Consider the following 25809-nt stretch of genomic DNA (forward strand, 5'->3'; position numbering starts at 1 on the left):
TCATGCGCGTGTATCAGGTCGTGAGGCTGCCTTCCGGACGCTGACCCGCGAGACCCTGCGCGAGACTCGCAAGCACCATCTCGCCCATCGCCGTACGCGATTCCACTGTCGCGCTCGCGCGATGCGCCTGCAGCACGACGCGATCCATATCGAACAATTCGGCCGGCACGTTCGGTTCATCGACGAACACGTCGAGGCCCGCGCCCGCGATCGCGCCACGCGACAGCGCTTCGACGAGATCGCTTTCCACCACGAGCTTGCCCCGCGCGATGTTGATGAGATAACCGTCCTTGCCCAATGCATCGAGCACGGCGGCATTCACGATGCCTTTGGCCTTATCGGCCGCGGCGGCGAGCACGAGAATGTCGCTTTCGCGCGCGAGCGACAGCAGATCCGGTACGAAGCGATAAGCGACATCGTCCATCTGTCGCATATCGGTATAAGCAATCGGGCAGTTGAATGCGGCTGCGCGCTGCGCGATCGCGCGGCCCACCTTGCCGAGACCCACGATCCCCACGCGCTTGCCGCTGAAACGGCGCGATAGCGGAATCGCGCTCGGGCTCGGGTTCTTTACCCATTTGCCCGTCTTCACGAAATCGTTGCCGGGGCAAATCTCGCGCAACGCGGTGAGGATCAAACCGATCGCGAGATCGGCGACATCCTCGGTCAACGCGCCGAATGTGCCCGTCACCGGCAAGCCGCGCGAGCGTGCGAATTCGAGATCGACGGCATCGGTGCCGACGCCGTTCACCGCGATAACCTGCAACGCGGGCAAGCGCTCGATGAGATCGTTCGAGATGCCCGTATGGCCGCCGGTGATCACGCCGCGAATCGATGCGCCGTGCTCACGGATATACGCGTCCTTATCCTCTTGCTCGAAGAGGCGATGCATCGTGTAGAGCGCATCCAGCTTGTCGTTGATGGCGGGTACGAGGATCGGGTTCAGTTGCAGAATGCTCGGCTTCAATTCGCGTGCTCCGTGGTGTTCGTTTCCGATGTGGAGCGGATGATGTCTGCTTTTGCCGGAGACGTCCAATCCCAAAAGGCTATCAATTGATCCACGAATCGATCGATTCAATCCGGGAATCAAGTAATAGCAATAAAAGATTGGACGCTATTGCGCACCCTCTCCACAATTCGAAGCATCAGAAGGCATATCGACAATAAAGCCTTGAAAATGAAATCGGAGACAACAGCGTGAGCCTGCGCCCTACCCGCATTGCATCGATTCGCCTCCTTCAAGTCGCAGCGCAAGCAGGAAGGGAGGCATCGCGATGAATAACGCCGACGGCATCATTGCTCCTTCGAAGGCCGAACCTGTCGCGGAGAAGCGCACGAAGCACCGCTGGGTCGTGATGGGACTGATCTTCTGCATCTGGGCGATCGCGTGTGCGGATCGCGCCAACTTCGGCATCGCGTTGCCGTATCTGAAGAAGGAATATCACATCACCAACACGCAGGCCGGTCTGATCGTGAGCCTATTCTCGTTCGCATACGGCTTCGTGCAGATTCCCGTCGGACTGCTGTATAAGCGGCTCAGCGACAGGACCACCGGCTTGCTGTTCTCGGTCTTCATGATCCTCACTTCCGTGTTCACGGGATTGATGGGCACCACGTCGTCGGTCATTCTGCTGATGACGTATCGCGTGGGGCTCGGGTTATCGGAAGGGCCGCTCGGCATCGGCTGCACGAACGTCATCAATCGCTGGTTTCCCGCGAAGGAAAAAGGCACGGCCACGGGTTTGTGGATCGCGGCATCGAAACTCGGACCGCTGATCGTGCCTTCGGTATGCATCATCGTGATTCAGTTGTGGGGATGGCGCGAGATCTTCTATGTGTTCGCGGTACCGGGCATTCTGCTCGCCGTGGTGTGGATGTTCTTCGTCACCAACTCGCCGGGCGAGAACCGCTTTTGCTCGCCCGCCGAACGCCGCTATATCGCCGATGAGACGACTATCGGCGGCAACGACGGCAAGTCGCTGTCGCGCGCGCAGATGACGCCGATGCCCCGGCTCGACGCGATCAATCGCACGAAGCGCGTGCCGCAGCTCGAAACGATTCGCCAGGTGTTCGGCTCGTGGAATATCTTCGGCATCGCGCTCGGTTATGGCTGCATGATTGGCATCAGCAATATCTTCATCTCGTGGATTCCCACTTATCTCGTCACGGTGAAGGGCTTTGCTTCGGTGAAGATGGGCTTTCTCGCGTCGGCGCCGTTCATCGGCGCGGTGACGGGTAACATGCTCGGCGGCATCATCTCGGACCGCCTGCTCGGCGGCCGCCGCAAGCCGATGATGATGCTCGGCGCACTCGGCACGATGATCATGACCTTCCTGCTCATCGATGCGCCCGACAGCGTCGCGTACCTCGGCGCAGCGCTGATGCTGGCGGGCCTCATGCTCGGCATCGGCTTCGCGGGTTACTCCGCATATCCGATGGGCCTCGCGACCAAAGCCACGTATCCGACGGCGTTCGGCATCGTCAACTCGCTGGGGCAGATCGGCGGTGCATGCGCGCCGCTGGCGGTCGGCATGTTGCTCGACAGCTATAGCTGGACCGCGGTGTTCCTGTACATGGTCGGAACGGCGGCGCTGTGCCTGTTGCTGCTCTTCAGCGTGGTCGAACCGATAGCCGATGAAACCCGCCCGGCGAAATCGAAGTAAGCCTGTGTAACGCGCCGCCCGATGCGGCGCGTTTCCTTTTCAGCGAACGCAAAATTCATCGTTTCACGAAAGCCTCTCCTCATTCGCGCCCGACCCCGGCATAGTGACGGCATCATCGATCCGGGAGGTCAGCGTGACCAGATTAAACGAAGCCGTACAGTCGGCACAACATATCGAGGCCGTGCTGAAGGCATGGGCCGAAGCCGCGGCAACGAAAGACGCGCGCAACATGAGGCGTTTCTACGCGGATGACGTCGTCGTGTTCGATATCTTTCCGCCTCTCGCGCACCAAGGCGCCGATGGCCATTGCGCCGTCTGGCAAGGCTGGTTCGACAAGCTCGACGGACCGATTTCATTCGAGATTCAGAACGCCGTCATGCAGGTGAACGGCGATCTCGGCACGGTGTTCTGCGTCACCCGGATCAATACCGGGCAAGCGCATGATCTCGTCAGAACTACGCTCGTCATGTCGAAGATCGACGAAGACTGGCTGATCTGCCACGTACATACTTCGGTGCCGCTTCCCGTGGAGCTGGTGCCTTCGGTAACGCACTGAAGCCACGCTGCATGCGACCGACCCTTCAAAGCCCGCTCTCGACCATATCGAGCAGACGTCCGGCAAGCGGCTCGATCTGCGTGTGCGTCAACGCCTGCAACGGGCCTTCGATCACGAGCAGCGCGAAGCCATGCACGGCGCTCCACGCGAGATATTCCGCTTCGGGCCTGCGCCTTGCTTCGAGCGCACCCGCGTCCACCATCTCGTCCAGCGCGCGGCTCAGCAGTTGAAACGGATCGAGTCCGCTCGGTCCTGCGCCATACGGCTCTTCATGTTCGGCCCATTCGGCCTGCGGCGCAGTGAAGGCCGTGCGGAACAGCCCCGTTTCCGTCTGCGCAAAGCGCAAATAGCCCGCTCCAATCGCCCGCAATCCCGCACGCGCCGCATCCGCACGGCGACGCTTTCTGGGGCGCGCCGCCAGTTCCTCTTCCATAGCCTGCGCGACGAACGACAGCGCCGCCGAACGCACCGCCGATAGCAATTCCTGACGGCTCTCGAAATGACGATAGGCCGCATTCGGAACGACGCCCGCGCGACGTGTCGCCTCGCGTAACACGATTGCATCGGGCCCGCCCTCGCGCGCCAGTTCGATGCCCGCATCGATCAGCGCGCGTCGCAAATCCCCATGCCGGTAGGTGCTGCGCGGCTTGCCATTTGTCATTTTGATTCGTCGGGCTTTCCATATGTGGACACTGTCCATTATCTCTGCTACTTTTTGTGGACGGTGTACACAACGCAAAAAATAATTCCGTGTCGATACTTGCCGTTGCTTTGTCACGACGCGGCGGCATCGTGTGCAATGCGGACCGTCATACGAAGGAGGCAGCCATGACAAACCAGAACGATCGTACGCATGCGAATGAAGATGTCGCGCGTATTCGCGAACTGATCGAAGCGTGGCGGCAGGCCGTGCTCGCTAAAGACGTCGATGCACTCGTCAGCCATTACGCGCCGAATGTCGTCGTGTTCGATGTCGTGCCGCCCGCGTCGATTCGTGGCGTCGAGCACTATCGCGAGAACTGGCGTCGCTGGTTCGACAGCATGAAGGGTCCGCTCGCGTTCGAGATGCGGGAAGTGGAAGTCGCCGCGAGCGGCGATCTGGCATATGCGCACACCGTCAACCGCGTCGCCGTGGGCGAGCAGGAAGACATCGTGCGCGCCACCGTGTGCTTCAGGAAGATCGACGGCGACTGGCGTGTCGTGCATGAACACGCATCGGTGCCGCTCGTGATGGATATGGACCCTGACGAGAAGTCATAAACCCAAGGAGCAGACATGCAAGTGCAACCCTATTTGTTTTTCGAAGGCCGCTGCGAAGAAGCGATCACGTTCTATCGCGAGAATCTGGGCGCGCAAGTCGTCATGATGATGCGCTACAGCGAAAACCCGGAAGCCGGCAAGGCCGAAACGGCCAGCGGCTGCGGCATTCCGCCGGGATCGGAAAACAAGATCATGCACTCGGCCTTCACCGTCGGCGATTCCATGCTGATGGGTTCCGACGGCATGTGCAGCGGCAAGCCGGAGTTCAAGGGCGTATCGCTCTCGCTCACGGTGGACGACGAACAGCAGGCCGAAAAATACTTCAACGCGCTCTCCAACGGCGGGCAGGTGCAGATGCCGCTGACGCAAACGTTCTTCGCCAAGCGCTTCGGCATGGTGGCCGACAAGTTCGGCATTTCGTGGATGGTGCTCGGCGGCGTCGAAGGCAAGCCGGCGTGACCGTCCAGTACGTCCGTTAGCCGCCTGGAACGCGTCTTGCGCGCCTTTCATCGCATCAATTCGAAAGGAGCCGCGACATGAGCAATTACGCCGGACGTTCTCAGGAAGACCGCATCGCGCAGCGCAAGGGCAAGCAGCAAACCTCGCAGGAACAGCCGGGCGGGCCTATGGCCGAGCCCGGCACGCAACCCGACAAGGATCACAGCAGCGGCCAGTTGTCAGAGGAAGGCAAGCAGGCGTGGCGCACGGGTTCGGGCATCGATGGCGGCGGAAAGACCTGACACGCATATCGATCTTCGGAAACGTGGAACAATGGCGGGGTGCCATATGCACTAATTGCATCTTGACTGACAGGAGCTTTCGATGAGCGCCCCGCGCAAAAACCATCTTTCAGGCTCGGACATGCCCGCTGACACAGCCGATCGTCCGACCCGCGAGGAAGCCGAAGCCGCCGTGCGTGTTCTGTTGCGCTGGGCCGGCGACGACCCGAAGCGCGAAGGTCTGCTCGATACACCGGGCCGTGTCGTGCGTGCATATGAAGAGTTCTTTGCGGGCTATACGCAAAATCCGCATGAAATTCTCGCGCGCACGTTTTCCGAAGTGCAAGGCTATGACGAGATGATCGTCCTCAAGGACATTCGTTTCGAAAGCTATTGCGAACATCATATGGTGCCGATCATCGGCCGCGCGCATGTCGCCTATCTTCCGAACAAGCGCGTCGTCGGCATTTCGAAGCTCGCTCGTCTCGTCGACGCCTTCGCCAAGCGTCTGCAGATTCAGGAGAAGATGACCGCGCAGATCGCGGATACGCTGAACGAGGTGCTGCAACCGCTCGGCGTCGGCGTCATTCTCGAAGCCGCGCATCAATGCATGTCGACGCGCGGCGTGCACAAGGCGGGCGTCTCGATGGTCACATCGCGGATGCTCGGCTCGTTCCGCGACGATCCATCGACGCGCCGCGAATTTCTTTCCATCGTCAGCGATCAGAACGCGTTCAGCGTGTCGAACACGTAACGGCTATCGCCAACGCGCACGCAAAAAGAAAGGGCCTCGCGGCCCTTTCGTCGTTTCATGCGCCGAATCCGTTGCCCGGCGCATCGGGGCCGCTGCCCTCGCGTATCTTGCCCTGCGACACGTTGCTGCCCGGCGGCACGCTATGCGTGAGCCACACATTGCCGCCGATGACCGAACCTTTGCCGATGGTCACGCGGCCCAGAATGGTCGCGCCCGCGTAAATCACGACATCGTCCTCGACGACCGGATGCCGCGCGTTGCCTTTGACGAGCGAGCCATCGCTCATCGAAGGAAAGCTCTTCGCGCCGAGCGTCACCGCCTGATAGACGCGCACATGCTGGCCGATCACCGCGGTCTCGCCGATCACCACGCCCGTGCCGTGATCGATGAAGAAACTCGGCCCGATGGTCGCGCCCGGATGAATGTCGATGCCCGTCAAGGAATGCGCGATCTCGTTGATGAAGCGCGCGAGCAGCGGCACGCCGAGCTTGTGCAACGCGTGCGCGAGACGATGATGCGTCATCGCCCAGATGCCGGGATAGCACAGCAGAATCTCGGTGATGTGCTGCGCGGCCGGATCGCCCGTGAAGGCGGCCTGAATATCGCTGACCAGCAGCGCGCGAATCTGCGGCAACTGCGAGCCGAATTCACGCGCGATCGCGAAGGCATGCGCGGAAAGCTCGGCATCGCTCGTATCGCGATGTTCGGGCAGGAAGCGCAGCGCGCGGCGAATCTGCTCATGCAGCAGACGCAAGTTGCTTTCGAGCGTCTGGCCGACGTAGTAATCGACGCTTTCGTCGGTCAGATCGGGCGCGCCGTAATGCGTGGGAAAGAGCGCCGAGCGCAAGCCATTGACGATCTTGACGATCGCGTCGCGTGAAGGCAGCTCACGTATGCCGAGCGGATGCCGTGTGCGATGCAGTTCTTCGCGCGACTGGCGCAAGTCCGCGACGATCTGCGCGAGGCCCCACTCGTGAGGCGTGTCGCGTGCGGTGTCGCGGGATGTTTCGATGGGCGGTACGGTGCCGGGCGTGGGCGTGTTCTGCATGTCGGCCATGAAGCAAGAGAAGCGGCCGCCGCGCTCGTGCACGACGGATGAAACGTCAAGGGTAACCGGTTTTGGAGAAGCCTGCCGCCCGGCGGCTCGCGCGCCGGTGTTCCCGCTGTTTCATCCGGACATCGCTCACACTGTCACGTTGCTTGCGTCGATCCAGCGCACGGCCCAGTCGCGCGCGTGCGCGATGGCATCGCCCTCGCTGCGAAATCGCAAGTCCGATGGGAAGAAGCGGTTCGCGACGAGTTCGCCATCGCTCGATCGCGAGATCACCACATACGGCTGATAGCTGCCATCTCCGGCCCGGGCGGGCGCGCAGTTTAGAAGGTAGCCTCGATGTGAGAAGGCTGCATCGTGTTGCATGAGTCACCTGTGTGAAAGTGCCCTGCTCGTTCGAATCGCATTGCTCTTCTTCGACGGCAACGAGACGCGCCCTCCTGATTGCTCGCATCTCTTTCTGTTGCGCTTTGCCGCCGACAGGTTCCAAATAATACTTGCAGGAAATCGGCTTGGGGTCGAAAAAAAAGCCTGAAATTTTGGGTATCCGATAAGGCGCCCTCCGGCAAGGCTCGCGGTTCCGTCGCCAAATAGCCGGAACGAGTCTTGCGTGCGGGCTTGGTCAATTCAGGTCCAACGGAGCAATGCGATGAGCAACGATGAATCGAACCAGACGCAGCAGACGCAGGACAAGCAGAAGGATCAGATCGCCGATAGCCCGATCAAAACGCCCGCCGCGGAAACGGCTCACGTGAAGATGAGCGACGCGATGAAGGCCGCATCGGGCGGCGAAGCGCATGCGGGCGCAGGGGCGGCCGTGAAAGCGGAGACGACGAAGGAAGGCATGCATGTCGGTCCGCAAGGGCTTTATGAAAAGCCGCCGCGCGGTGTCGATGTCGCCAACGACGACGGACCCGACGACACCGTCGATGCCGACGCAAAGAGCATCCACGCAAGGCGCGAAGCCGAGATGCTCGCACGCGAGCCGGACTCGGTCATCAACTCGAATGCGACGCCGGTGAATTTCGTGCCCGAACCGGGCGACGGCCTCGGCGGCTTCGACAGCCGTCCTGGACGCAATGGCGTCCTGCTTGCGCTCGAACGTGGATATCGCCTGATCGATCGCGGCATGGTCGCGCCGACGGTGCCCGAGGTCGAAGACAAGTTCCGCTTCGAAGGCCGCGATCCGCATGGCCATACCTTGCGCGGGCGCAAGCACTATGCGCTCAATCACATGCGGCCTTCGCGGCTCTTCGAACTCGAACGTGGCTGAAGACTTCGTTCGTTCATAAGCAAAGAGCCGCATGGAATATGCGGCTCTTTATGCTTTCAGTTGCGTTCAGCGTTCCTGCTTTTTGTTTTTCTCTTCATCATCGGATTCGATGCGCGTCACGCCGCCCGTCGCGGGCGGATCGCTTGCGGGAAAAGTGTCTTCGACGGCCTTGTCCAGATCGTCTTCGTCACGTTCCGAATGAGGACGTTGTTCCTTTACGTTGTTCATCGCGCTCTCCTGTGGTCGTTGGCTTGTCAATATGATGGGAAGCAATACGTGTTCCCCGGAGCAGGCACGGCGTATGCGCAGTGTGACGGCCAATGAAGCGCCGCATCGCAGCAAATGCGATCCCGGCCAACAAGACGACCGCCCGGAATCGACAAAGGGGAAAGACCAGATGACGACGATCCACGCCTACGACGCCTGTCCGCCGGAAGCCGACGAAACGGCGCAGCTTCAGACGACGACCCGCCATACCCGCCATACCGTCACGCCCGAGCAGCGCTTCACGTCCGCGATCGCGTGTCTCGGCGCGGCCTATGCGCTCTCCTGGGCGGAGTTCGCGCTGACGCTCGCGATCGGCCTTCCCGGCGATGCGTCGGCCCATCCGCTCGCGGCATCGGTCGCTTCGCGCGTGCTGGTCGGCCTGCTGTACGTGTGCGTCGCGTCGCGGCTGCAATGGGCGCGCTGGCTCGCCGTGGCGCTAGGTTTCGCTTCGGTCGCGCTCGTCGCGCCCACGCTCGCGCTGCAATGGCACGTGTTTCCGGCGGCTGCGTTCGTCAGCGGCGCGGGACTCGTCTGCAAGTTCGCGGCATCGCTCTATCTGCTTTCGCCGATGCCCGCGCGACTCGCCACTCGATAAGCATTCGAAACCACGGCTTTGCAATCCTAGAAGCAGACGCGCCTTTTTCGCGCGTCCGCTCGCTCGCACAATGCAAAGTTCATCAACCGTTGCGAGCCCAATCATGAAAATCGCTGTCATCGGTGCAACCGGCACGGTCGGCCGGGCGGTCGCCGCCGAACTCAAAGCCCGTCACGAAGTCTTCGAAATCGGTGCGACGCGCGGTGCGCATCGCGTCGATCTGCTCGATGTCGCCAGCATCAAGCGGCTCTTCGATGAAATCGGCCGTGTCGATGCGATCGTCGCGGCAGCCGGTCACGTGCATTTCGGCCCGCTGGTGAAGATGACGCCCGAGCAGTTTCGCCTCGGTCTCAACGACAAGCTGATGGGCCAGGTCAATCTCGTGCTCACCGCGCGCGATTATCTGAACGATGGCGGCTCGTTCACGCTGACGAGCGGCATCGTCGGCGCGGCGCCGATCCGCGAAGGCGCGAGTGCGGCGGCCGTGAATGGCGCGATCGAAGGCTTCGTGCGCGGCGCGGCGATCGAGCTGCCGCGCGGCCTGCGCATCAACGTCGTGAGCCCGACGATGCTCGAAGAAGCCCGCGAAAGCTTCGGTCCGTATTTCCGCGGCTTCGAGGCGGCGAGCGGCGCGCGCGTGGCGCTGGCGTACAGCCGCAGCGTCGAGGGCGCGGAGACCGGACGCATCTACAACGTGCACTGACACTGACAGGCGCGAAGTGTGCATGGAGCACGGCGCATCGATCGCTTATGCTCGGCGCTTCATGACGACCACGGAGCGATGCGATGCAGTGGACCCGGGACGAGTATCGGCTCAGCACGGACATCGATGAATTCGATTTCGATGTCGTGCACCGCTATCTGAGCGAAGTGGCGTATTGGTCGCCGGGCATTGCGCGCGAGAAGGTCGAGCGCGCCGCGCGCCATTCGCTCGCGTTCGGTCTCTTTCGCGGCAGCGCGCAGATCGGCTATGCGCGCATGATCACCGACACCGCGACCTTCGCCTATCTCGCCGATGTCTTCGTGCTGCCCGAACATCAGGGCGCGGGCCTCGGCAAATGGATGATGCAATGCGTGATGGCGCATCCCGACCTGCAAGGGTTGCGCCGCATGATGCTCGTCACATCCGATGCGCACGGACTCTACGCGCGGCACGGTTTCGCCGCGAGCAGGCATCCCGAGCGCATCATGGAAAAGATCGCGAAGGCCTAGCCGCCCTTCACGCCCTGCGTGTTGACGTAGAGCGAATAAAGCCCGTGGCTCGCAGCCATGAACAGGCGATTCCGATGCCGCCCGCCGAAGCACACGTTCGCGCAGCGCTCCGGCAAATCGATATGACCGATCGCCTCGCCTTGCGCGGTGAACACGCGCACGCCGTCGAGTTCGGGGTCGCCCATGCCCCAGCCGCACCACAGGTTGCCGTGAACGTCGACGCGAAAGCCATCGGGCGTGCCCGCTCCCGCGTCGATCAGAGCACGCGGCTCGCCGAGTCTGCGGCCGCCGTCGAGCACGTCGAACGCGTAGATCTTGCGCGGTATCGCACGCGATTCGACCACGTACAGCACCGATTCATCCGGCGAGAACGCGAGGCCGTTCGGGCCGATGAAAGCGTCGATCATCATCGTGATTTCGCCGCTCTGGCCATCGACGCGATACACGCACGGCTTGAGTTGCGCTTCGTTCTTCTCGCCTTCGTAGAAGCCGTCGATGCCGAAGGTCGGATCGGTGAACCAGATCGAGCCGTCCGACTTCACGACGACATCGTTCGGCGAATTGAATGGCTTGCCGTCATAGCTGTCCGCGATCACGGTGATGGAGCCGTCGTATTCGGTGCGCGTCACGCGCCGCGCCAGATGCTCGCAGGTGACGAGCCGCCCTTCGCGGTCGCGCGTGTTGCCGTTCGCGTTGTTCGACGGCTTGCGAAACACGCCGACCTGACCGCTCTCCTCGTCCCATCGCAGGATGCGGTTGTTCGGGATATCGCTCCAGAGCAGATAGCGGCCGTCGCCGAACCAGACCGGCCCTTCGGACCAGCGCGCGCCTTGGTAGAGACATTCCACCGACGCCGATGCGATGCGCAATGCGTTGAAACGCGGGTCCAGCACACGCACGGCGGGGTCGGGGTAACGGCGCTCGGTGTTCGTCATGCTTTTCTGTCTCCAGGGTTATTGGTCAAGATATCTCTGTAACGAATAAAACGCTTTTATTCGCCACAGAGATAACCCGCAGCCTCAATTCGGCCCAAGTTGCCCATCCCGCAATCGCCAGAGCAACAGCGGATTGTCGTCCGCGAGCGCCTGCGGCAAGAGCGCCGCCGGCAGATCCTGATAACACACCGGCCGCAGGAAACGTTCGATCGCCATCGCGCCGACCGACGTCGAGCGGCTGTCGGAGGTCGCCGGATAAGGCCCGCCGTGCACCATCGCGTAAGCAACCTCGACGCCCGTCGGAAAGCCGTTCGCGAGAATCCGCCCGGCCTTGCGTTCGAGCACCGGCAAGAGCCGCCGCGCGAGTTCGACGTCGTCCTTCTCCATCAGGAGCGTCGCGGTCAACTGGCCTTCCAGACTGCGCGCGACGAGAATCATCTCGTCCTCGTCGCCGCACACGACGATCACCGAAGCCGGCCCGAAAATCTCTTCCGCCAGTTGCGGCTTCGCGAGAAATTCCTCCGCGCTCACGCGATACAGCGCCGGCAGCGCGCCGCTCGACGCCTCGCTCTTCTCGCCCGTCGCGATGCGCTTCGCGGCCGCATCGCGATGCTTGACGCCGTCCTGATACGCCGCCGCGATGCCCGCCGTCAGCATCGTCTGCGTGCCCTTCTTTTCGAGCGCCGCCGCGGCGTTGTCGATGAAGTCATCGAGATCCGAATCCGCGAGGCCGATCACGAGGCCCGGATTCGTGCAGAACTGGCCGACGCCCAGCGTGACCGAATCGATATACGCCGCCGCCAGCGTGTCGCCGCGCGCCGCCAGCGCGCCCGGCAGCGCGAACACCGGATTGATGCTGCTCATCTCGGCGAAAACCGGAATCGGCACGGGCCGCTTCGCCGCGATATCGACGAGCGCCAGCCCGCCGCGCCGCGAGCCGGTGAAGCCGACCGCCTGGATCGCCGGATGCGCGACGAGCGCCTCGCCGATCGCATTGCCCGCGCCGACGACGAGCGAAAACGTGCCCTCGGGCAAGCCGCTGTCCGCGACCGCCTTCTGCACCGCGCGTCCGACGAGCTCGGAGGTGCCCAGATGCGCCGGATGCGATTTCACGACGACGGGACAGCCCGCCGCGAAGGCCGACGCGGCATCGCCGCCCGCCACCGAAAACGCCAGCGGAAAGTTGCTCGCGCCGAACACCGCGACCGGCCCGACCGGAATCTTTTGCAAACGCAGATCGGAACGCGGCAGCGGCTTTCTGTCCGGCTGCGCGGAATCGAGCGTGGCCGCGAGCCATCGGCCCTCGCGCACGAGCGACGCGAACAGGCGCAATTGCCCGACCGTGCGGGCGCGCTCGCCTTCGAGCCGCGCCTTCGGCAGCGCGGATTCGGCCATCGCGCGCTCGATCAGCGTGTCGCCGAGCGCGATGATGTTGTCCGCGATCGCTTCGAGAAACTGCGCGCGCGTTTCGAGCGGCGCGTGGCGATAGTCGTCGAAAGCGGCTTCGGCAAGCTCGCACGCGCGCGCGACTTCCGCCGCGCCGCCGCCGCCGAACGCGGGCTCGAGATCGGCATTGCGCGCGGGGTCGAACGCGCGGAGCGTGGCGTCGGTGCCCCGCACGGCCGATGCGCCGATCAGCATCTCTCCGGTGATCTTCATGTCAGCTCCTCATCTCTGTTGGCGGTGGGCGGCAGACGCGTCGCGCGGCCGCCCGCTAAAGCGAGTGACCCGCGGCCCGCGCAAGCGTTCCGCGCGAGGCATTGAAAACCGGTCCGTCCGGCGACGCAGAAACTATAGGCGCGACCAACCACATATCAAAGATTGCGCTTCAGGACTTCGGCACCGGCGTTGCGTGCTTTTTGAACGTGATGTGCGCGATGCGCCGCACCAGAAGCGCGGCCACGAGCGCCGCGACGGCCGTCAGCATCACGCCGATGTGAATCGACTGCACGAGCGCGTCGCGGGCGGCGTCGAGGAGCGCGGGCGCATCGAGGCCGGCGGCGCTCAGTCCGGCGAGGATGCGCTCGCGCAACGCTTCGTCGACGAGAATGCGCGGGTCGGCGAGGCGCGGCAGCCATTGCTCCGACGCCGACGCGCCCAGCACGCTGACCGTGCGCTCCACGACGCTCGCGTAGTGATGCGCGACGATCGTCCCGACGATGCTCGTGCCCATCATCCCGCCGACCATGCGCGTCGATTGCAGCAGCGCCGTCGTGATGCCGAAGCGCTCGCGGCCCGCGATCTCCTGCCCGAAGATGTTCATGTTGTTCAGGATGAATCCGAGGCCGATGCCGGTCGCGGCCATCGGCAGCTCGATCCACAGATGCGGCGTCGATTCGCGCGCAAACGCCAGCGCGACCGACGCGAACAGCAGCAGCGTGAAACCGATCGACAGAATATTCACCGGCTTGCGCATATGAATGACGATGCGCGTATTGATGAAGCTGCCGAGCGCGATGCACGCGGCGATCGGCGTCGCGAGCAGACCCGCGACCTGCGGCGAAAGGCCGAAGCCGCCTTGCAGCAGGAGCGGCGCGAAGAAGATCAGCGAGAACATCACGAAGCCCGCCAGGAATGACAGCGTGAACAGCGTGTTGAGTTGCGCGTCGCGGAAGATGTCGAGCGGGATGATCGGGTGCGTCGCGCGCCGCTCGCAGATCAGGAGCGCCACGGCGCACACCGCCACGCCGGCGCCGAGCGCGATATTGGCCGTCGTGAGGCCATCCTTCGGCAACGCCTCGATCAGCGCCTGGAAGCCGCCGAGCACCAGCGCGACGAGCGCCGCGCCCGTCCAGTCGATCTTCACGTCGCCGGCGCGCGGCCGGTGCAGATTCGGCAGATGCGCCCAGATGAAGTACAGCGCCGCCGCGCCGACCGGCAGATTCACGAGAAAGGTCGAGCGCCAGCCCCAGTGCTGGCTCATCCAGCCGCCGAGCGACGGACCCGCCGCCGTGCCGATGCCATAGGCCGCCGCGAGCACCACCTGCCAGCGCACGCGGGTGCGCGGATCGGGGAACAGATCGGGAATCGACGCGAACGCGGTGCCGACCATCATCCCGCCGCCGATGCCTTGCAGCCCGCGCGCGAGCACGAGGAACAGCATGCTGGGCGCGAGCCCGCACAGCACCGACGCAATCGTGAACGTGATCACCGCCGCGAGCACGAAGCGCTTGCGCCCGAAGTAATCGCCGAGCCGCCCGAACACCGGCACCGTGACGACCGACGCGAGCAGATAGGCGCTAGCAATCCACGCGTAGAACTCGAAGCCGTGCAGTTCCGCGACGATCGACGGCAGCGCCGTGCTGACCACCGTCTGATCGAGTGCGACGAGCATGTTGACGAGGCCGATGCCAAGCATCGCGTAGAGCGCGGTTCTGAACGGTAATGCGGATGGCGTTTGAGTCACGGTCGGGCGGGCGGCTTGCGAAGTGCTGAAAAGAGATCGCGCCCGCGGATTTTTAAGCAGGCGCTGATGTCGAAGAATCACGAATTGTACGGCCTGCCTTGCGCGATATCGACTTATCGCAAAAAAGCGGCGCGGCGGTTCGAAGCCCGCGCTCTATGATGCAAAGGCATGAAAGTCAGCGCGTGCCGTGCGCCAACCGATCGTTCCATGGGGAAAACCGTCATGTTCAAACGCATTTTCGTCGCCATCGACGGCAGCCGGACTTCCGAGCGCGCCTTCACGGCCGCGCTCGATCTCGCCGTCACGCATCAGGCGGTCGTGCAGCCGTATTACGTCGTCGAAGCCGGACCGATGTATTTCGACGTGCCCGGCTACGATCCGTCCTCGCTGCATACGAGTCTGATGGAGCAAGGCGCGTCGCTCGCGCGCGACGCCGCCGATCAGATGAAGGCGCGCGGCGTGACCGGCGAAGTCGTGACGGTCGAGGCGACCGCAAGCGACGATGTCGCGACGCTCATCATCCACGCGGCAAACGCCTTCAACGCCGATCTGCTCATCATGGGCACGCATGGCCGCAAAGGCTTTCAGCGCCTGATTCTCGGCAGCGTCGCGGAGCGATGTCTTCGTCAGGCCACATTGCCGGTCTTGCTGATTCCGTCGGCGGCGAGCGAGCTACCCGAAAAAGCAACCGCATAAGGTAAAAAAGTTTGATCGATATCCCGGCCGCGTCAATTTTTCACGTAGCCGGGTTGGAGGCCTATGGGACAATCGTTTTGTCATTCATCAACAAAACGAAGCCCAAATGACCGCCTTGTCCGACACTTCCCGCGCGCGGCGCAATTCGGCGCAATGCTCGACCTGTGCGATGCGGCATCTCTGCATGCCCGAAGGCCTGGGCGCCAACGACATCGCCAAGCTGGAGAACATCATCTCCGTGACGCGCAAGGTCAGGCGCGGCGACGCGCTCTTTCGCGCCGGCGACCGCTTCGATTCCCTGTTCGCCGTGCGTTCCGGGTCGATCAAGACAGTCATCACGCACGACGGCGGCCGCGAACAGGTCACGGGACTGCTGCTCGCGGGCGATGCGCTCGGCTTCGAAGGCATCGAGGAAGGCGAGCATACGTGCGCCGCGATCGCGCTGGAGGACAGTTCGGTCTGCGTCGTGCCCTATTCGCTCTTCGAGCGCATGTGCCGCGAAACCGACGCGCTGCAACGGCGCCTGCATCGCATGATGAGCCACGCGGTGAACCGCGAGGCGAATCACGTCGTGCGGCTCGGCATGTTGCGGGCGGACGAGCGTGTCGCGCGGCTCTTGCTCGACCTGTCGTCGCGGTTGTCGAAACGCGGATATGCGTCGTCGGAATTCACGCTGCGCATGACGCGCGACGACATGGGCAGCTATCTCGGCATGACGCTCGAAACGGTCAGCCGCACGCTGTCGCGCTTCGACAAGGCGGGCTTCATCGAGACGCAGGGCAAGTTCATCCGCATCCGCGACTTCGACGCCCTGCGCGCCGTCTGACAGAACATCGCCCGGCATTATTGCGCGGGCGGAAATAATCGCCATTCATATTTCGGTTGGCACGCGGTTCGCTACGGTTTAGTCTCTTTTGTTCGGCCAGATGCGGGCGCTCCGGCGCCTTTTTCGGTCGAATGCGAAGCCAACTGGCCAGCCACGGAGATTGGGCGACATGAACCGCGAACCTTCCCTGCGTCATCCGCTGCTCGAGCGCCTCGCCGAGGCGCGCCGCGTGACCGACGAACTCTTCGACGTCGTCAGGCCGGAGCATCTCTACGACAGGCCGATCGCCGAGCGCCATCGCATCGTTTTCTATATCGGGCATCTCGAAGCCTTCGACCGCAATCTGCTCGATCAGCGGCTCTTCGATCTGCCGAGCCCGAATCCCGCCTACGACCAGCTTTTCGCGTTCGGCATCGATCCGGTGGACGGCGGATTGCCGACCGATCAGCCGTCCGACTGGCCGACGCTCGACCAAGTGCGCGAGTACCGCGACACGGTCCGCGGCGAGATCGACGCGCATTTCGACCCGATCAAGATCGCAGCCGAGCCGATTTCCGCCGGCGAATCGCCCACGCAGTTGCTCGAAGTCGCGATCGAACATCGGCTGATGCATGCCGAAACGCTCGCGTACATGCTGCATCAATTGCCGGTCGATAGAAAAATTGCACCATCCAACGCACGCTCGGAGCGGACCTCCGATCTCGAACTGACGCACGAAACCGTGAGCGTGCCGGCCGGCAGCGTGACGCTCGGCCTGACGCGCGAAAGCGGCCGGTTCGGCTGGGACAATGAGTTCGGCGAAGAACGCATCGACGTGCCCGCGTTCGAGATCGACCGCCATATGGTGACCAACGGCGACTATCTGCGTTTCATCGATGCGGGCGGCTACTGGAATCGCGATTACTGGGATGCCGCCGACTGGGCGTGGAAGGAAGAGCAGCGCATTGCGCATCCGGCCTTCTGGATTCCCGCCGATACCGACGACGCGCAGGACGCATGGAAGCTGCGCACGATGTTCGATGAAATCGCGTTGCCGCCCGACTGGCCGGTGTACGTGAGCCACGCCGAAGCGAAGGCGTATGCGCGCTGGTCCGGCAAATCATTGCCGACAGAAGCGCAGTGGCAGCGCGCGGCGCTCGGCACGCCTCCCGTCGTCAAGGGCAATTTCGATTTCCGCCGATGGGACCCGTCGCCGGTGCAGGCGCATCCGGAGAATCGAAGCGAGTTCGGCGTCGAAGGGCAATTCGGCAACGGATGGGAATGGACCTCGACCGAGTTCGGGCCGCTGCAAGGCTTCGAGCCGTTTCCGTTCTATCTCGGCTACTCGGCGAATTTCTTCGACGGCAAGCACTTCGTGATCAAAGGCGGCTCGCCGCGCACCGCCGCGTGCATGTTGCGGCCGAGTTTCCGCAACTGGTTTCAGGCGCATTATCAGTACGTTTATGCCGGCTTCCGCTGCGTGAAGAACTGAGCGGCCGATCGCCCCAAAAACAAACGCCGCGCGTTCTCGCGAACGCGCGGCGTTTTTTATCGCGTTGACGAAAACGGTCAGAAGTCCGTCGTCATCGAGAGCAGCACCGTGCGCGGCGCGCCCTGCGTCAGATAACCGCCGATCGTCGATGCCCAGTACGACTTGTTCGCCACGTTCAGCACGCTCGCGCGGAACGTCGTCGGCTTGCCGAACAGCACGGTCGCGTAGCGCGCGCCGAGATCGAAGCGGTCCCATGCGGGAATCGACAGCGTGTTCGTCACGTTCAGATACTGCGAGCCCGTATGGATCCAGCGCGCGGTCAGCGTGAGGCCGTTCAGCACCGGCACGTCGTATTCGGCGTTGACGTTGAACATCATCGTCGGCACGCCGATCGGCTTGTTGCCATCGGTCGAGCCCGTGCCTGTGTCGTACTGCGTCGCGTGAATATAGGTCGCGCCCGCGATCAGGCGCACGCCGTGCACCGGCTCGCCGTAGATCGACGCTTCCAGGCCACGATGCCGCTGCGTGCCGTCCGCGACGAAAATGTTCGAGCTGTTCACGAAGGTCAGCGGCTTCTCGATCTGGAACGCCGCGAACGACGCGCCGTACTGGCCGTTGTCGTACTTCGCGCCGACTTCCCATTGCTTCGACTTCGCCGGCGGAAGCTGCTGGCCGAAGTTCGCCGCCGTGTTGGGCGCCGAATCGCCGATGGTCAGCGCCTCGCTGTGATTCGCGAAGAGCGCGACGTCCTGCATCGGCTTGACGACGAGACCGAAGACCGGCGTCGTGATCGAATCGTTGTACGCCTGCGTCTGCACGCCGGCGTAGCTGTAGCCGTTCGTCAGCAGTTCCTGATGACGCGCGCCGATCGTGAACAGCACGCGATCGTTCAGGAAGCCGAGCGTGTCCGAGATCGACACGCTGCGCATCAGGTTGAGCGTCACCGTCTGCGGATCGGACAAGTTGCCGCCCGTCAGGACCGTCGCCGGGAAAGGCACTTGCGGCGTGTCGTAGATGCTCGTCGGGAACGAGCTGCTGAACGTGAACGCCGACTTCGAATCGACGCGCACGATCGACGCGCCCGCCGTCACGAAATGCGACACCGGCCCGGTGTTGAAGTGGCCGCGCACGCCCGCTTCGGCGGAGGTGCCGTCTTCCTTGTGCGGCACGCCGAGGCGCGTCGCGGTGGTCGTGCCGTTCGCCTGAATGCTCGGCGACGAATATTCGCCGTGCTCGTCGGTGTGGCGCGCGCCGCCGGTGATGTAGGCCGTCCAGCCCGGCAGAAAATCGTACTCGGCGCGCAGGATGCCGACGGTGTCCTCGATCGAACTGAAGCTCCAGGTCTGCGCGTAGTTATAGGTCGCCGACGGCGGTTCCGGAATGAAGCTCGCGAAGTCGTTGACGGTCGGGCGGCCGCCGTTGATGCGCTGACGCTGATAGAGGAAATCGCCGTAGAGACGCAGCTTGTCGCCGCGCCAGTCGAGCGAGACGGCCGTCGTGTTGTCGCGGCGGTGTTCGCCATCGACGCTCGTTTCGCCGTCGTGATTCGCCTGATTCACGCGGATGCCGAACTGCCCTTCGCTACCGAAACGCCGGCCGATATCGATATGCGCGCCGATCTCGCCCGATGCCGTGCCTTCCAGCGTCACGCGCGTGAGCGGCTTGTCGTCCGCGCGTTTCAGTTGCAGGTTCAGGCCGCCGCCCACCGCCGAGCCGTTCGGCGACGCGCCGTTCAGAAACGCATTCGCGCCCTTGAACAGATCGACGCGCTCGATCGCATCGGTTGCGACGAGCTGGCGCGGCGTGATGCCATAAAGTCCGTTCAGCGAAACGTCGTCGCCCTGCAACTGGAAGCCGCGGATGATGTAGGTCTCCGCGAAGTTGCCGAAAGCGTACGCAGTCCGAACGGATGGATCGTTCGCGAGCACGTCGGCGATGGTGCGCGCCTGCTGGTCTTCGATCAGCTTCGACGTGTAGGTCGTCATGCTGAACGGCACGTCGAGCATCTTCTGCTGGCCGAGCACGCCGAAATCGGCGCCGCGCGCGACCTGGCCGCCCGCGAAGGTCGGCGCGAGATCGCCCGGCAATGGCTCTTTCGACGCCTGCACCTTGACGGCCGGCAGCGCGCTGTCCTGCGGCGCGGCAGCGGCGTTGTCGTTGCCGGTATCGGCCGATTGCGCGTGAGCCGACAGGGAAAAGACCATCGCGACGGCCGCGACGATGGCAGCGCGATGCGTCAGAGTCTTCGCAGGCGCGGGCCGCGAGATTTGAATACGAGAAACGGACATGGATTCGGAAACGACGAGTTGGTCGGTCTTCCGTCCCGGGGCGCGATGGGAATCCGGGCGGCATTGTTCTGAGTCGAAGACCGGTCGCGAGAGAACGCGTGACGGGCGAGACGATTTATGTGCGGATTATAGTGTAAATAAGAGTCGTTATCATTCAATAAGCGTCGGATTTGCGTGAACGCAACATACGGCCCATTGCAATGATTTTTGTCGAGTTTTATTCCAGCGAACGACCTGGATGCCGATGGTATCGTCAGGACGATAACGAGCTTCCGCGCGCCGCACGCGCACTCGCGACGGCCGCGGAATGACGACGCGCGGAACGCTTCCTGAACCAGATGATGAGGCCCGTCGCGCTGAGCATCGCGACCGCGACGCCCACCGCGCTCACGAGAACGCGCCCGCCAAGCCCGGCGATCCGCCCGGAGTGCAACGGAAACTGAGCCTGCATGAAGATGTCGCCGGCTGAGCCGCGGCCAGGAATCGACGAGCCCGCGAGCGCGCCCGTCTGGGCGTTGTAGTAGAGCCAGGCGTTGCCGAGACCCACATCGCCGTGATCGCGGCCGGGCGCGAAGAAGCCGACGCCGTAGGCCTTGAACATCGGCGCGTAGTAGAGCGCGCCCATCGGCTCGGTCAGGTTTTCGCGCTTCGCGTCGCGCGCGGCCATCGCCAGAATCTGTTCGCGCGCGGCTGGCGCCTTGCCCGGCGGCCCGGCGCGCACGAGGTCCGCGTTATCGAGGAACGATGGCGAGAGCTTCGAGAATATCGAAACGACCGGGCGCATCACGGGCTCGGCGAGATTCATCGAAATCGATGTGAGCGCCATCACGAGCAGCAAGCCCCAGATCCACACGCCGCCGGAGCGATGCAGATCGAACGTGAGCGCGTAGCCGCCGCGCTTCACGCGAAACGCGAAGGACTTGCGCCATGCCTTCACGCTTGGGAACGACAGGATCAGCGCGATGCCGCTGTCGAAGAACCACAGGATCCCGACGATGCCGATCAGCCATGTGCCGATATCGAAGCCGCCGACGATCGGCAGATGCAGCGTGTAGTGCAACTTGTAGAGGAACGGCATCAGGTCGATGCGCGCGAGCGACACCGCGCCCCACATGCGCTGCGCCTGCACCCGGCCGGTCGCGGGATCGACCGCGATCTGGTTGTACGCCACGTCGTAGAGCGCGTTGGTCGCCGGGTTCGTGCGCGGCATCACCATCATCTGCGCGGTGTGTCCCGGCTCGAAGCCGAGCGGCATGTACGTCACTTCGACGCGCGGATCGGCGGCCTCGACGCGTCGCGCGAGTTCGAGCGGCGGCAGCGCGGGACCATCGGTGCGGGCGTGGAAGAAAGCCGGATTGAGGAGCGCATCGATTTCGTGATCCCACGCGATGATCGCGCCGGTGAGACCCGAGACGAACAGAAAGAGCGCGGTCGCGACGCCGAGCCAGCGATGCAGGCGAACCAGAATCGGTCTCATGCCCGCGAGTACCCGGAGCGGCGGTCGTGCGCGACGGCAATCATCTTTTAGATGCGATGTAAATAGGAATTGTTCGCAATTATATCGATGCTCGATTGGGTGCACAAGGTTCTCGTAAGCTGCTTACCGAAGCTTCACGGCGCAGAACCAACGATCCAAGGCGTTATCAGCCGATTCCGATTGATCGACCCCGTCAACTTTCAAAGAATGACGGCCCCTTATCTCGGAATCATTCCTCTGATGTCGCTTAAATCCGTTTTTCTGGCATTGATGATTACCCTGTCGCCAGGGCTTTGCCTCGCACAATCCCTCGAGGCGACGTCCGAGGCGCTTTCGGTAGGCGCCGTATCCATAGTTGCGGCGCCGGTAGCCAGCGTTGCGGCCAGTACGGGGCAGGACCGTCATTCCGTCGGTCTTGCGCTCGTGGGCATGGGCAGCCTCTTGGTCGTCACCGCTATCGTCGAAGCGGGCAAAGACGCGGTGGACGTGCTTCTGGATGCGTCGACGACGACCGGCAAAGCTTCGCTGAGAATGTCGCGGGCGGCGCTGGAAAAAGCCGGACTGTCGGTCGGACAGACGGTGAACGTCGTCGCTCAGTCCACCGGCACCGCGCTGGTTGCATCCGGCAAGGTACTGGCGTTTATTCCGAACGCCGCCGGCGAAGCCTTGCTCCACCACTCGCGCGTGCCGGGCGAAAGTCCCGCGCCGCAAGCGCAAGCCGCGCAATGAGGCGGCGTCAGGCTTGGGTCGGCTGGATGCTGGCGGCGCTCACCCTGTTTGCCGCGCCGTACGTTCAAGCTGGACAGCGTTGCGAAGAATCGACGCTCACACCAGCAACGCTGCAAAACGCGATGTCCGCCGCGCAGCGCGTCACGGCCGAACTGGACCGACGCGGCATCCAGGTCGCCGTGCTCGGCCGCATCGGCCAGGATCTGAGCAAGTACGGGCTGAAGTACAGCCATGCAGCGTTCGTTTATCGCGAAGGCCCGGCGACGCCATGGCGCATCGTGCATCTGCTGAACACGTGTGGCACCAGCAAGTCGGACCTCTGGTACGAGGGTGTCGGAAACTTCTTTCTGGACGACCTGTTCGCCTACGACGCGCTCGTCATGGTGCCTCCGCCCGCCACGGCGCAGGCGCTGCTGGCCCGCCTGCCGCGCGGGAAGGCGCTGCGATCGGTGCACGACGCGGACTACAGCCTCGTCGCCTACCCATTTTCGACCCGCTATCAGAACTCGAATGCATGGGTTCTCGAAACGCTGGCGGCGGCAAGCGCTCGCGATGCGACGCTCAATAACCGTGAACAGGCACAGGCGTGGCTCAAGATGGCCGGCTACCAGCCCTCGGAGATGGAACTCGGCACGTTCACGCGGCTTGGCGGCAGGATGTTCAAAGTCAACGTCGCGTTCGACGATCATCCGAACGAGCTGCGATACGCCGGGCACATTCGTACGGTCACCGTCGATTCCATCAGGCGGTTCCTGGCGGCGCGCGGTGAAGGCTGGGAAATTTTCGAGATTCCCGCCAAGCCGTAGCCGCGCTCTGCGACCGGCGTCGGGCACTAAACCGCCACCGCCCGCCGACATCCCCTGAAACAACTCGCACACCCCCCGCCCCTTACGCCACAAGGCTTTGCGGGCGGTCCATGACATTCCATGAAATAGTTTGTGCGTGGTTTTTAACAGGGCCGATCGCCACAATGGGTTCATTCGCAACCACCCACCAAGGCGAACCATCATGGAACTGGAACTGCTCGGGAAAATCTCGCTGTACGCGATGGGCATCGTTCTCACCGCGTCGCTGATCGAAGCCATCGTCCTGCACTTCAAGCACAAAGGCACCGACCGTGCCTTCGACTGGCACGAGACCTGGATCTCGCTCGTCGATCTCATCGGCCGCAAGCTGCTCGCGTTCGTGCCGATCTCGCTCGCGACGCCGGTCTTCAACTTCGCGTGGGAGCATCGCATCCACACGGTCACGACGAACACCGCGCTCACGCTCTTCCTGCTCTTCATCGGACAGGAGTTCTGCTACTACTGGTATCACCGCGCGTCGCACACGATCCGCTTCTTCTGGGCGAATCACGCGGTCCATCACTCGCCGAACCAGTTGACGCTGTCGTCCGCGTTCCGTCTCGGCTGGCTGACAAAGATCGCAGGATCGGCCATCTTCTTCACGCCGCTCGTGTGGTTCGGCGTGAAGCCGGATGTGGTGCTCGCAGTCGTGTCGATCAACCTGCTCTACCAGTTCTGGCTGCACGCAACGTGGATTCCCAAGCTCGGCTGGCTCGAATATGTGTTCAACACGCCGTCGGCGCATCGTGTGCACCATGCATCGAACGCAACGTATCTGGATGCGAACTTCGGCGGCGTGCTGGTCATCTTCGATCGCCTGTTCGGCACCTACGTGGAAGAGCGCGCCGATGAGCCCTGTGTCTACGGCCTGACGACGCCGGTGACCTCGCATAACCCGATCGTCGTCGAAATGCAGCACTGGGTCAGTCTCGCCAAGGACATGTTCTACGCGAAGAGCGTGTCGGATGCGGTGGGCTTCCTGCTGCGTCCTCCGGGCTGGCTGCCGGACGGCGAAGGCCAGACGACCGAAGCGCTGCAAAAGCGCGCCAAGTCGATCGAACAACAACAACCGGCCCACGTCGGCCACTAAAAAGCGCAGCGAAAGACGCACCTTCGAATCCCGATGTCTGGCTCACGCCGGCATCGGGATTTTTTTATTTCTTGCGACGGATGGTCGCCGCCGCGATGCCCGCCGCCGCAAGCGCACACGCGGCGGACAGCGCGGCGACGGCGCGCAGGGCATCGGCAATCGAATCGGCTTGTGCGCGGGCGAGCGGCGTCGATGGCGCGATGGCGGTGGCATCGGCATCGAGCACGCGCATGCTCTGATGCGGCAAGTGCAATCGATCGAGCCGCGCCGACAACGCCGCGTCGTGCGACCACACGAACACGATGCCCAGCACCGCGATCGCCAGCAGGCTCGCCACGCGCGCGACCGCGTTGTTGATGCCGGACGCGATGCCCGCGCGATCGCTTCCCACCGACGCCATCACGGTCGTCGTCAGCGGCGCGACGGTGATCGTCATGCCGAGACCGAGCACGACGAGCGCGGGCAGAAAGCCCGCCCAATAGCTGCCCGCGACGAACGGCAGCGCGAGCATCGCAAAGCCGAGACCGGCGACGCACGGCCCGACGATCAGCAACGCGCGCGCGCCGAAGCGGCTCGTCAGACCGCCCGTGAAACGCGACAGCAAGCCGATGATGAGCGGCATCGGCAACACCGCCGCGCCCGCTTCGGTCGCGCTGAAACCATACGCGCGTATCAACGTGAACGGCAGAAAGAACAGCACGCCGCCAAGGCCGAAGTACAGCAGCAACGTGACGAGATTCGCGCCGCTGAAATCGCGTGAGCGGAAGATATCGAGCGGGACCATCGGATCGCGGGATTTCGCTTCGATCGCGACGAATGCGGCGAGCAGCGCCACGCCCGCGACGATCATGCCGAGCACGAGCGGATCGGCGAAACCGCGCGACGGCGCTTCGGTGAGGCCGTAGGTCAGCGCCGCGAGTCCGGACGCCGCGCTCGCGGCGCCCGCCCAGTCGAGCGTCTGCGGCGCGTCGGCGTTGTGGCTGTCGGGCACGGACGCGACCGCCAGCGCGATCGTCGCGGCGGCGAGCGGCAGATTGAGGAAGAAGATCGCGCGCCAGGAAAACGCATCGACGAGCCAGCCGCCCGCCGCCGGCCCGACCGACGATGTGATCGCGCCGACACCCGCCCACGTGCCGATCGCGCGTCCGCGTTCCTCGCCCTCGAACACCGCGCCGATGATCGCGAGGCTGCCCGGCACGAGCAGCGCCGCGCCGACGCCCTGCCACGCGCGCGCCGCGATCAGCCAGCTCGTGTCCGGCGCGAAGCCGCACGCCGCCGACGCCACTGTGAACAGCGCGATCCCCGCGATGAACACCTTGCGCCGTCCGAGCTTGTCGCCCATCGAACCGCCGACCAGCACGAGCGCGCCGAGAAACAGCAGATACGCGTCGACGACCCATTGCATCGCCGCGATGCTCGCGCCGAGTTCGCTCTGGATCGACGGCAGCGCGACATTGACCACCGAGCCGTCGATGAACGCCATGCTCGATCCGAGGATCGTCGCCGCCAGGGCGAGGCGCTTGCGCCGGCACGGCTCGGCGAGCGCGACGGGCTGCGCGCGGATGACGAGTTCGTCGCAGGGACTCGCCTGCGCGGCGACGGCGTGCGCGCGTTGCTGGCTATCGAAATGTCGGCTGGCCAATGTCGCTTACCTCTGTCATCGACGAAATGCCTAAGTAGAGGCCAATCACGTCCG

General features: G+C 63.6%; 27 protein-coding genes. 16 read left to right on the forward strand and 11 right to left on the reverse strand.

The features are described from left to right. Positions 1-13: 13 nt before the first annotated feature. Entirely contained in the window at positions 14-967 is a 954-nt protein-coding gene (locus QCE73_RS31300; protein ID WP_309884952.1) for a 2-hydroxyacid dehydrogenase, read from the reverse strand. 307 nt (positions 968-1274) lie between these two features. Here QCE73_RS31300 and QCE73_RS31305 point away from each other — a divergent pair, with 307 nt between their 5' ends. Next, positions 1275-2663: an MFS transporter gene (locus tag QCE73_RS31305; RefSeq protein WP_309884953.1), complete on the forward strand. Its 1389-nt coding sequence runs from the start codon at positions 1275-1277 to the stop codon at positions 2661-2663. Between the two features lie 133 nt (positions 2664-2796). Beyond that, positions 2797-3219, forward strand: coding sequence for a nuclear transport factor 2 family protein (locus tag QCE73_RS31310; protein WP_309884954.1), 423 nt, complete (start codon positions 2797-2799; stop codon positions 3217-3219). A 25-nt stretch (positions 3220-3244) separates the two neighbouring features. Here the strand turns inward: QCE73_RS31310 and QCE73_RS31315 are convergent, their stop codons facing one another. Next, positions 3245-3880, reverse strand: a complete 636-nt coding sequence (locus QCE73_RS31315) for a TetR/AcrR family transcriptional regulator (protein WP_309884955.1) — start codon at positions 3878-3880, stop codon at positions 3245-3247. Positions 3881-4047: 167 nt separating this feature from the next. Here QCE73_RS31315 and QCE73_RS31320 point away from each other — a divergent pair, with 167 nt between their 5' ends. The 4 genes from QCE73_RS31320 to folE all read left to right on the forward strand — a co-directional run bounded on the left by QCE73_RS31320 (position 4048) and on the right by folE (position 5952). Continuing rightward, positions 4048-4479: a nuclear transport factor 2 family protein gene (locus QCE73_RS31320; RefSeq protein WP_309884956.1), complete on the forward strand. Its 432-nt coding sequence runs from the start codon at positions 4048-4050 to the stop codon at positions 4477-4479. Positions 4480-4494: 15 nt separating this feature from the next. Beyond that, on the forward strand, positions 4495-4938 hold the full coding sequence (locus tag QCE73_RS31325) for a VOC family protein (protein WP_309884957.1): 444 nt from the start codon (positions 4495-4497) through the stop codon (positions 4936-4938). 77 nt (positions 4939-5015) lie between these two features. Further along, the gene (locus QCE73_RS31330) at positions 5016-5219 is read left to right on the forward strand and encodes a hypothetical protein (RefSeq protein ID WP_035507304.1); all 204 of its coding nucleotides are present in this window, start codon (positions 5016-5018) and stop codon (positions 5217-5219) included. A gap of 82 nt (positions 5220-5301) precedes the next feature. Then, entirely contained in the window at positions 5302-5952 is a 651-nt protein-coding gene (gene folE, locus QCE73_RS31335; protein ID WP_035507302.1) for a GTP cyclohydrolase I FolE, read from the forward strand. Positions 5953-6007: 55 nt separating this feature from the next. Here folE and epsC read toward each other — a convergent pair whose 3' ends face one another. Together epsC and QCE73_RS31345 are read right to left on the reverse strand one after the other, a co-directional pair. Next, positions 6008-7009 (reverse strand): serine O-acetyltransferase EpsC, encoded by a 1002-nt coding sequence (gene epsC / locus QCE73_RS31340; RefSeq protein WP_404989830.1) that lies wholly within the window; start codon positions 7007-7009, stop codon positions 6008-6010. A gap of 126 nt (positions 7010-7135) precedes the next feature. Continuing rightward, a complete protein-coding gene (locus tag QCE73_RS31345; protein ID WP_035507299.1) occupies positions 7136-7369 on the reverse strand; it encodes a hypothetical protein in 234 nt (77 codons plus the stop codon). Positions 7370-7652: 283 nt separating this feature from the next. Here QCE73_RS31345 and QCE73_RS31350 point away from each other — a divergent pair, with 283 nt between their 5' ends. Next, the gene (locus QCE73_RS31350) at positions 7653-8276 is read left to right on the forward strand and encodes a DUF3005 domain-containing protein (RefSeq protein ID WP_309884958.1); all 624 of its coding nucleotides are present in this window, start codon (positions 7653-7655) and stop codon (positions 8274-8276) included. A 66-nt stretch (positions 8277-8342) separates the two neighbouring features. Here the strand turns inward: QCE73_RS31350 and QCE73_RS31355 are convergent, their stop codons facing one another. Continuing rightward, complete coding sequence (locus tag QCE73_RS31355) at positions 8343-8504, reverse strand: hypothetical protein (protein ID WP_187607986.1); 162 nt, start codon at positions 8502-8504, stop codon at positions 8343-8345. 169 nt (positions 8505-8673) lie between these two features. Between QCE73_RS31355 and QCE73_RS31360 the strand changes: the two genes are divergently transcribed. The 3 genes from QCE73_RS31360 (at position 8674) to QCE73_RS31370 (ending at position 10350) form a co-directional block, all read left to right on the forward strand. After that, on the forward strand, positions 8674-9138 hold the full coding sequence (locus tag QCE73_RS31360; RefSeq protein WP_309884959.1) for a hypothetical protein: 465 nt from the start codon (positions 8674-8676) through the stop codon (positions 9136-9138). Between the two features lie 100 nt (positions 9139-9238). Continuing rightward, complete coding sequence (locus QCE73_RS31365) at positions 9239-9841, forward strand: short chain dehydrogenase (RefSeq protein WP_187608066.1); 603 nt, start codon at positions 9239-9241, stop codon at positions 9839-9841. An 83-nt stretch (positions 9842-9924) separates the two neighbouring features. Then, on the forward strand, positions 9925-10350 hold the full coding sequence (locus QCE73_RS31370) for a GNAT family N-acetyltransferase (RefSeq protein ID WP_309884960.1): 426 nt from the start codon (positions 9925-9927) through the stop codon (positions 10348-10350). On the opposite strand, the gene QCE73_RS31375 is transcribed toward QCE73_RS31370, so the two are convergent. The 3 genes from QCE73_RS31375 to QCE73_RS31385 all read right to left on the reverse strand — a co-directional run bounded on the left by QCE73_RS31375 (position 10347) and on the right by QCE73_RS31385 (position 14643). Then, complete coding sequence (locus tag QCE73_RS31375) at positions 10347-11285, reverse strand: SMP-30/gluconolactonase/LRE family protein (RefSeq protein WP_309884961.1); 939 nt, start codon at positions 11283-11285, stop codon at positions 10347-10349. The genes QCE73_RS31370 and QCE73_RS31375 overlap by 4 nt on opposite strands. A gap of 84 nt (positions 11286-11369) precedes the next feature. Beyond that, the gene (locus tag QCE73_RS31380) at positions 11370-12944 is read right to left on the reverse strand and encodes an aldehyde dehydrogenase (NADP(+)) (RefSeq protein WP_309884962.1); all 1575 of its coding nucleotides are present in this window, start codon (positions 12942-12944) and stop codon (positions 11370-11372) included. A 169-nt stretch (positions 12945-13113) separates the two neighbouring features. Continuing rightward, positions 13114-14643, reverse strand: a complete 1530-nt coding sequence (locus tag QCE73_RS31385; RefSeq protein WP_035507288.1) for an MFS transporter — start codon at positions 14641-14643, stop codon at positions 13114-13116. A gap of 270 nt (positions 14644-14913) precedes the next feature. Between QCE73_RS31385 and QCE73_RS31390 the strand changes: the two genes are divergently transcribed. The 3 genes from QCE73_RS31390 to QCE73_RS31400 all read left to right on the forward strand — a co-directional run bounded on the left by QCE73_RS31390 (position 14914) and on the right by QCE73_RS31400 (position 17684). Then, positions 14914-15387 carry a universal stress protein gene (locus QCE73_RS31390; RefSeq protein WP_309884963.1) on the forward strand — a complete coding sequence of 158 codons (474 nt, stop codon included), beginning with the start codon at positions 14914-14916 and terminating at the stop codon, positions 15385-15387. Between the two features lie 106 nt (positions 15388-15493). Beyond that, complete coding sequence (locus tag QCE73_RS31395; protein ID WP_035507286.1) at positions 15494-16213, forward strand: helix-turn-helix domain-containing protein; 720 nt, start codon at positions 15494-15496, stop codon at positions 16211-16213. A 169-nt stretch (positions 16214-16382) separates the two neighbouring features. Next, entirely contained in the window at positions 16383-17684 is a 1302-nt protein-coding gene (locus QCE73_RS31400) for an SUMF1/EgtB/PvdO family nonheme iron enzyme (protein ID WP_309884964.1), read from the forward strand. A 77-nt stretch (positions 17685-17761) separates the two neighbouring features. Here QCE73_RS31400 and QCE73_RS31405 read toward each other — a convergent pair whose 3' ends face one another. Beyond that, positions 17762-19972 (reverse strand): TonB-dependent receptor, encoded by a 2211-nt coding sequence (locus QCE73_RS31405; protein WP_404989831.1) that lies wholly within the window; start codon positions 19970-19972, stop codon positions 17762-17764. Between the two features lie 253 nt (positions 19973-20225). Further along, positions 20226-21449 (reverse strand): PepSY-associated TM helix domain-containing protein, encoded by a 1224-nt coding sequence (locus QCE73_RS31410; protein ID WP_309884965.1) that lies wholly within the window; start codon positions 21447-21449, stop codon positions 20226-20228. A gap of 180 nt (positions 21450-21629) precedes the next feature. Here QCE73_RS31410 and QCE73_RS31415 point away from each other — a divergent pair, with 180 nt between their 5' ends. The 3 genes from QCE73_RS31415 (at position 21630) to QCE73_RS31425 (ending at position 24113) form a co-directional block, all read left to right on the forward strand. Further along, the gene (locus QCE73_RS31415) at positions 21630-22178 is read left to right on the forward strand and encodes a hypothetical protein (protein WP_309884966.1); all 549 of its coding nucleotides are present in this window, start codon (positions 21630-21632) and stop codon (positions 22176-22178) included. 26 nt (positions 22179-22204) lie between these two features. Continuing rightward, complete coding sequence (locus QCE73_RS31420) at positions 22205-22984, forward strand: DUF2145 domain-containing protein (RefSeq protein ID WP_309884967.1); 780 nt, start codon at positions 22205-22207, stop codon at positions 22982-22984. A gap of 202 nt (positions 22985-23186) precedes the next feature. Beyond that, positions 23187-24113 carry a sterol desaturase family protein gene (locus QCE73_RS31425; protein ID WP_309884968.1) on the forward strand — a complete coding sequence of 309 codons (927 nt, stop codon included), beginning with the start codon at positions 23187-23189 and terminating at the stop codon, positions 24111-24113. A gap of 64 nt (positions 24114-24177) precedes the next feature. Here the strand turns inward: QCE73_RS31425 and QCE73_RS31430 are convergent, their stop codons facing one another. Continuing rightward, complete coding sequence (locus QCE73_RS31430) at positions 24178-25755, reverse strand: MFS transporter (RefSeq protein ID WP_309884969.1); 1578 nt, start codon at positions 25753-25755, stop codon at positions 24178-24180. Positions 25756-25809 lie beyond the last annotated feature (54 nt).

This window comes from Caballeronia sp. LZ029, from assembly GCF_031451275.1.
In the GTDB taxonomy this organism is placed as follows: domain Bacteria; phylum Pseudomonadota; class Gammaproteobacteria; order Burkholderiales; family Burkholderiaceae; genus Caballeronia; species Caballeronia jiangsuensis.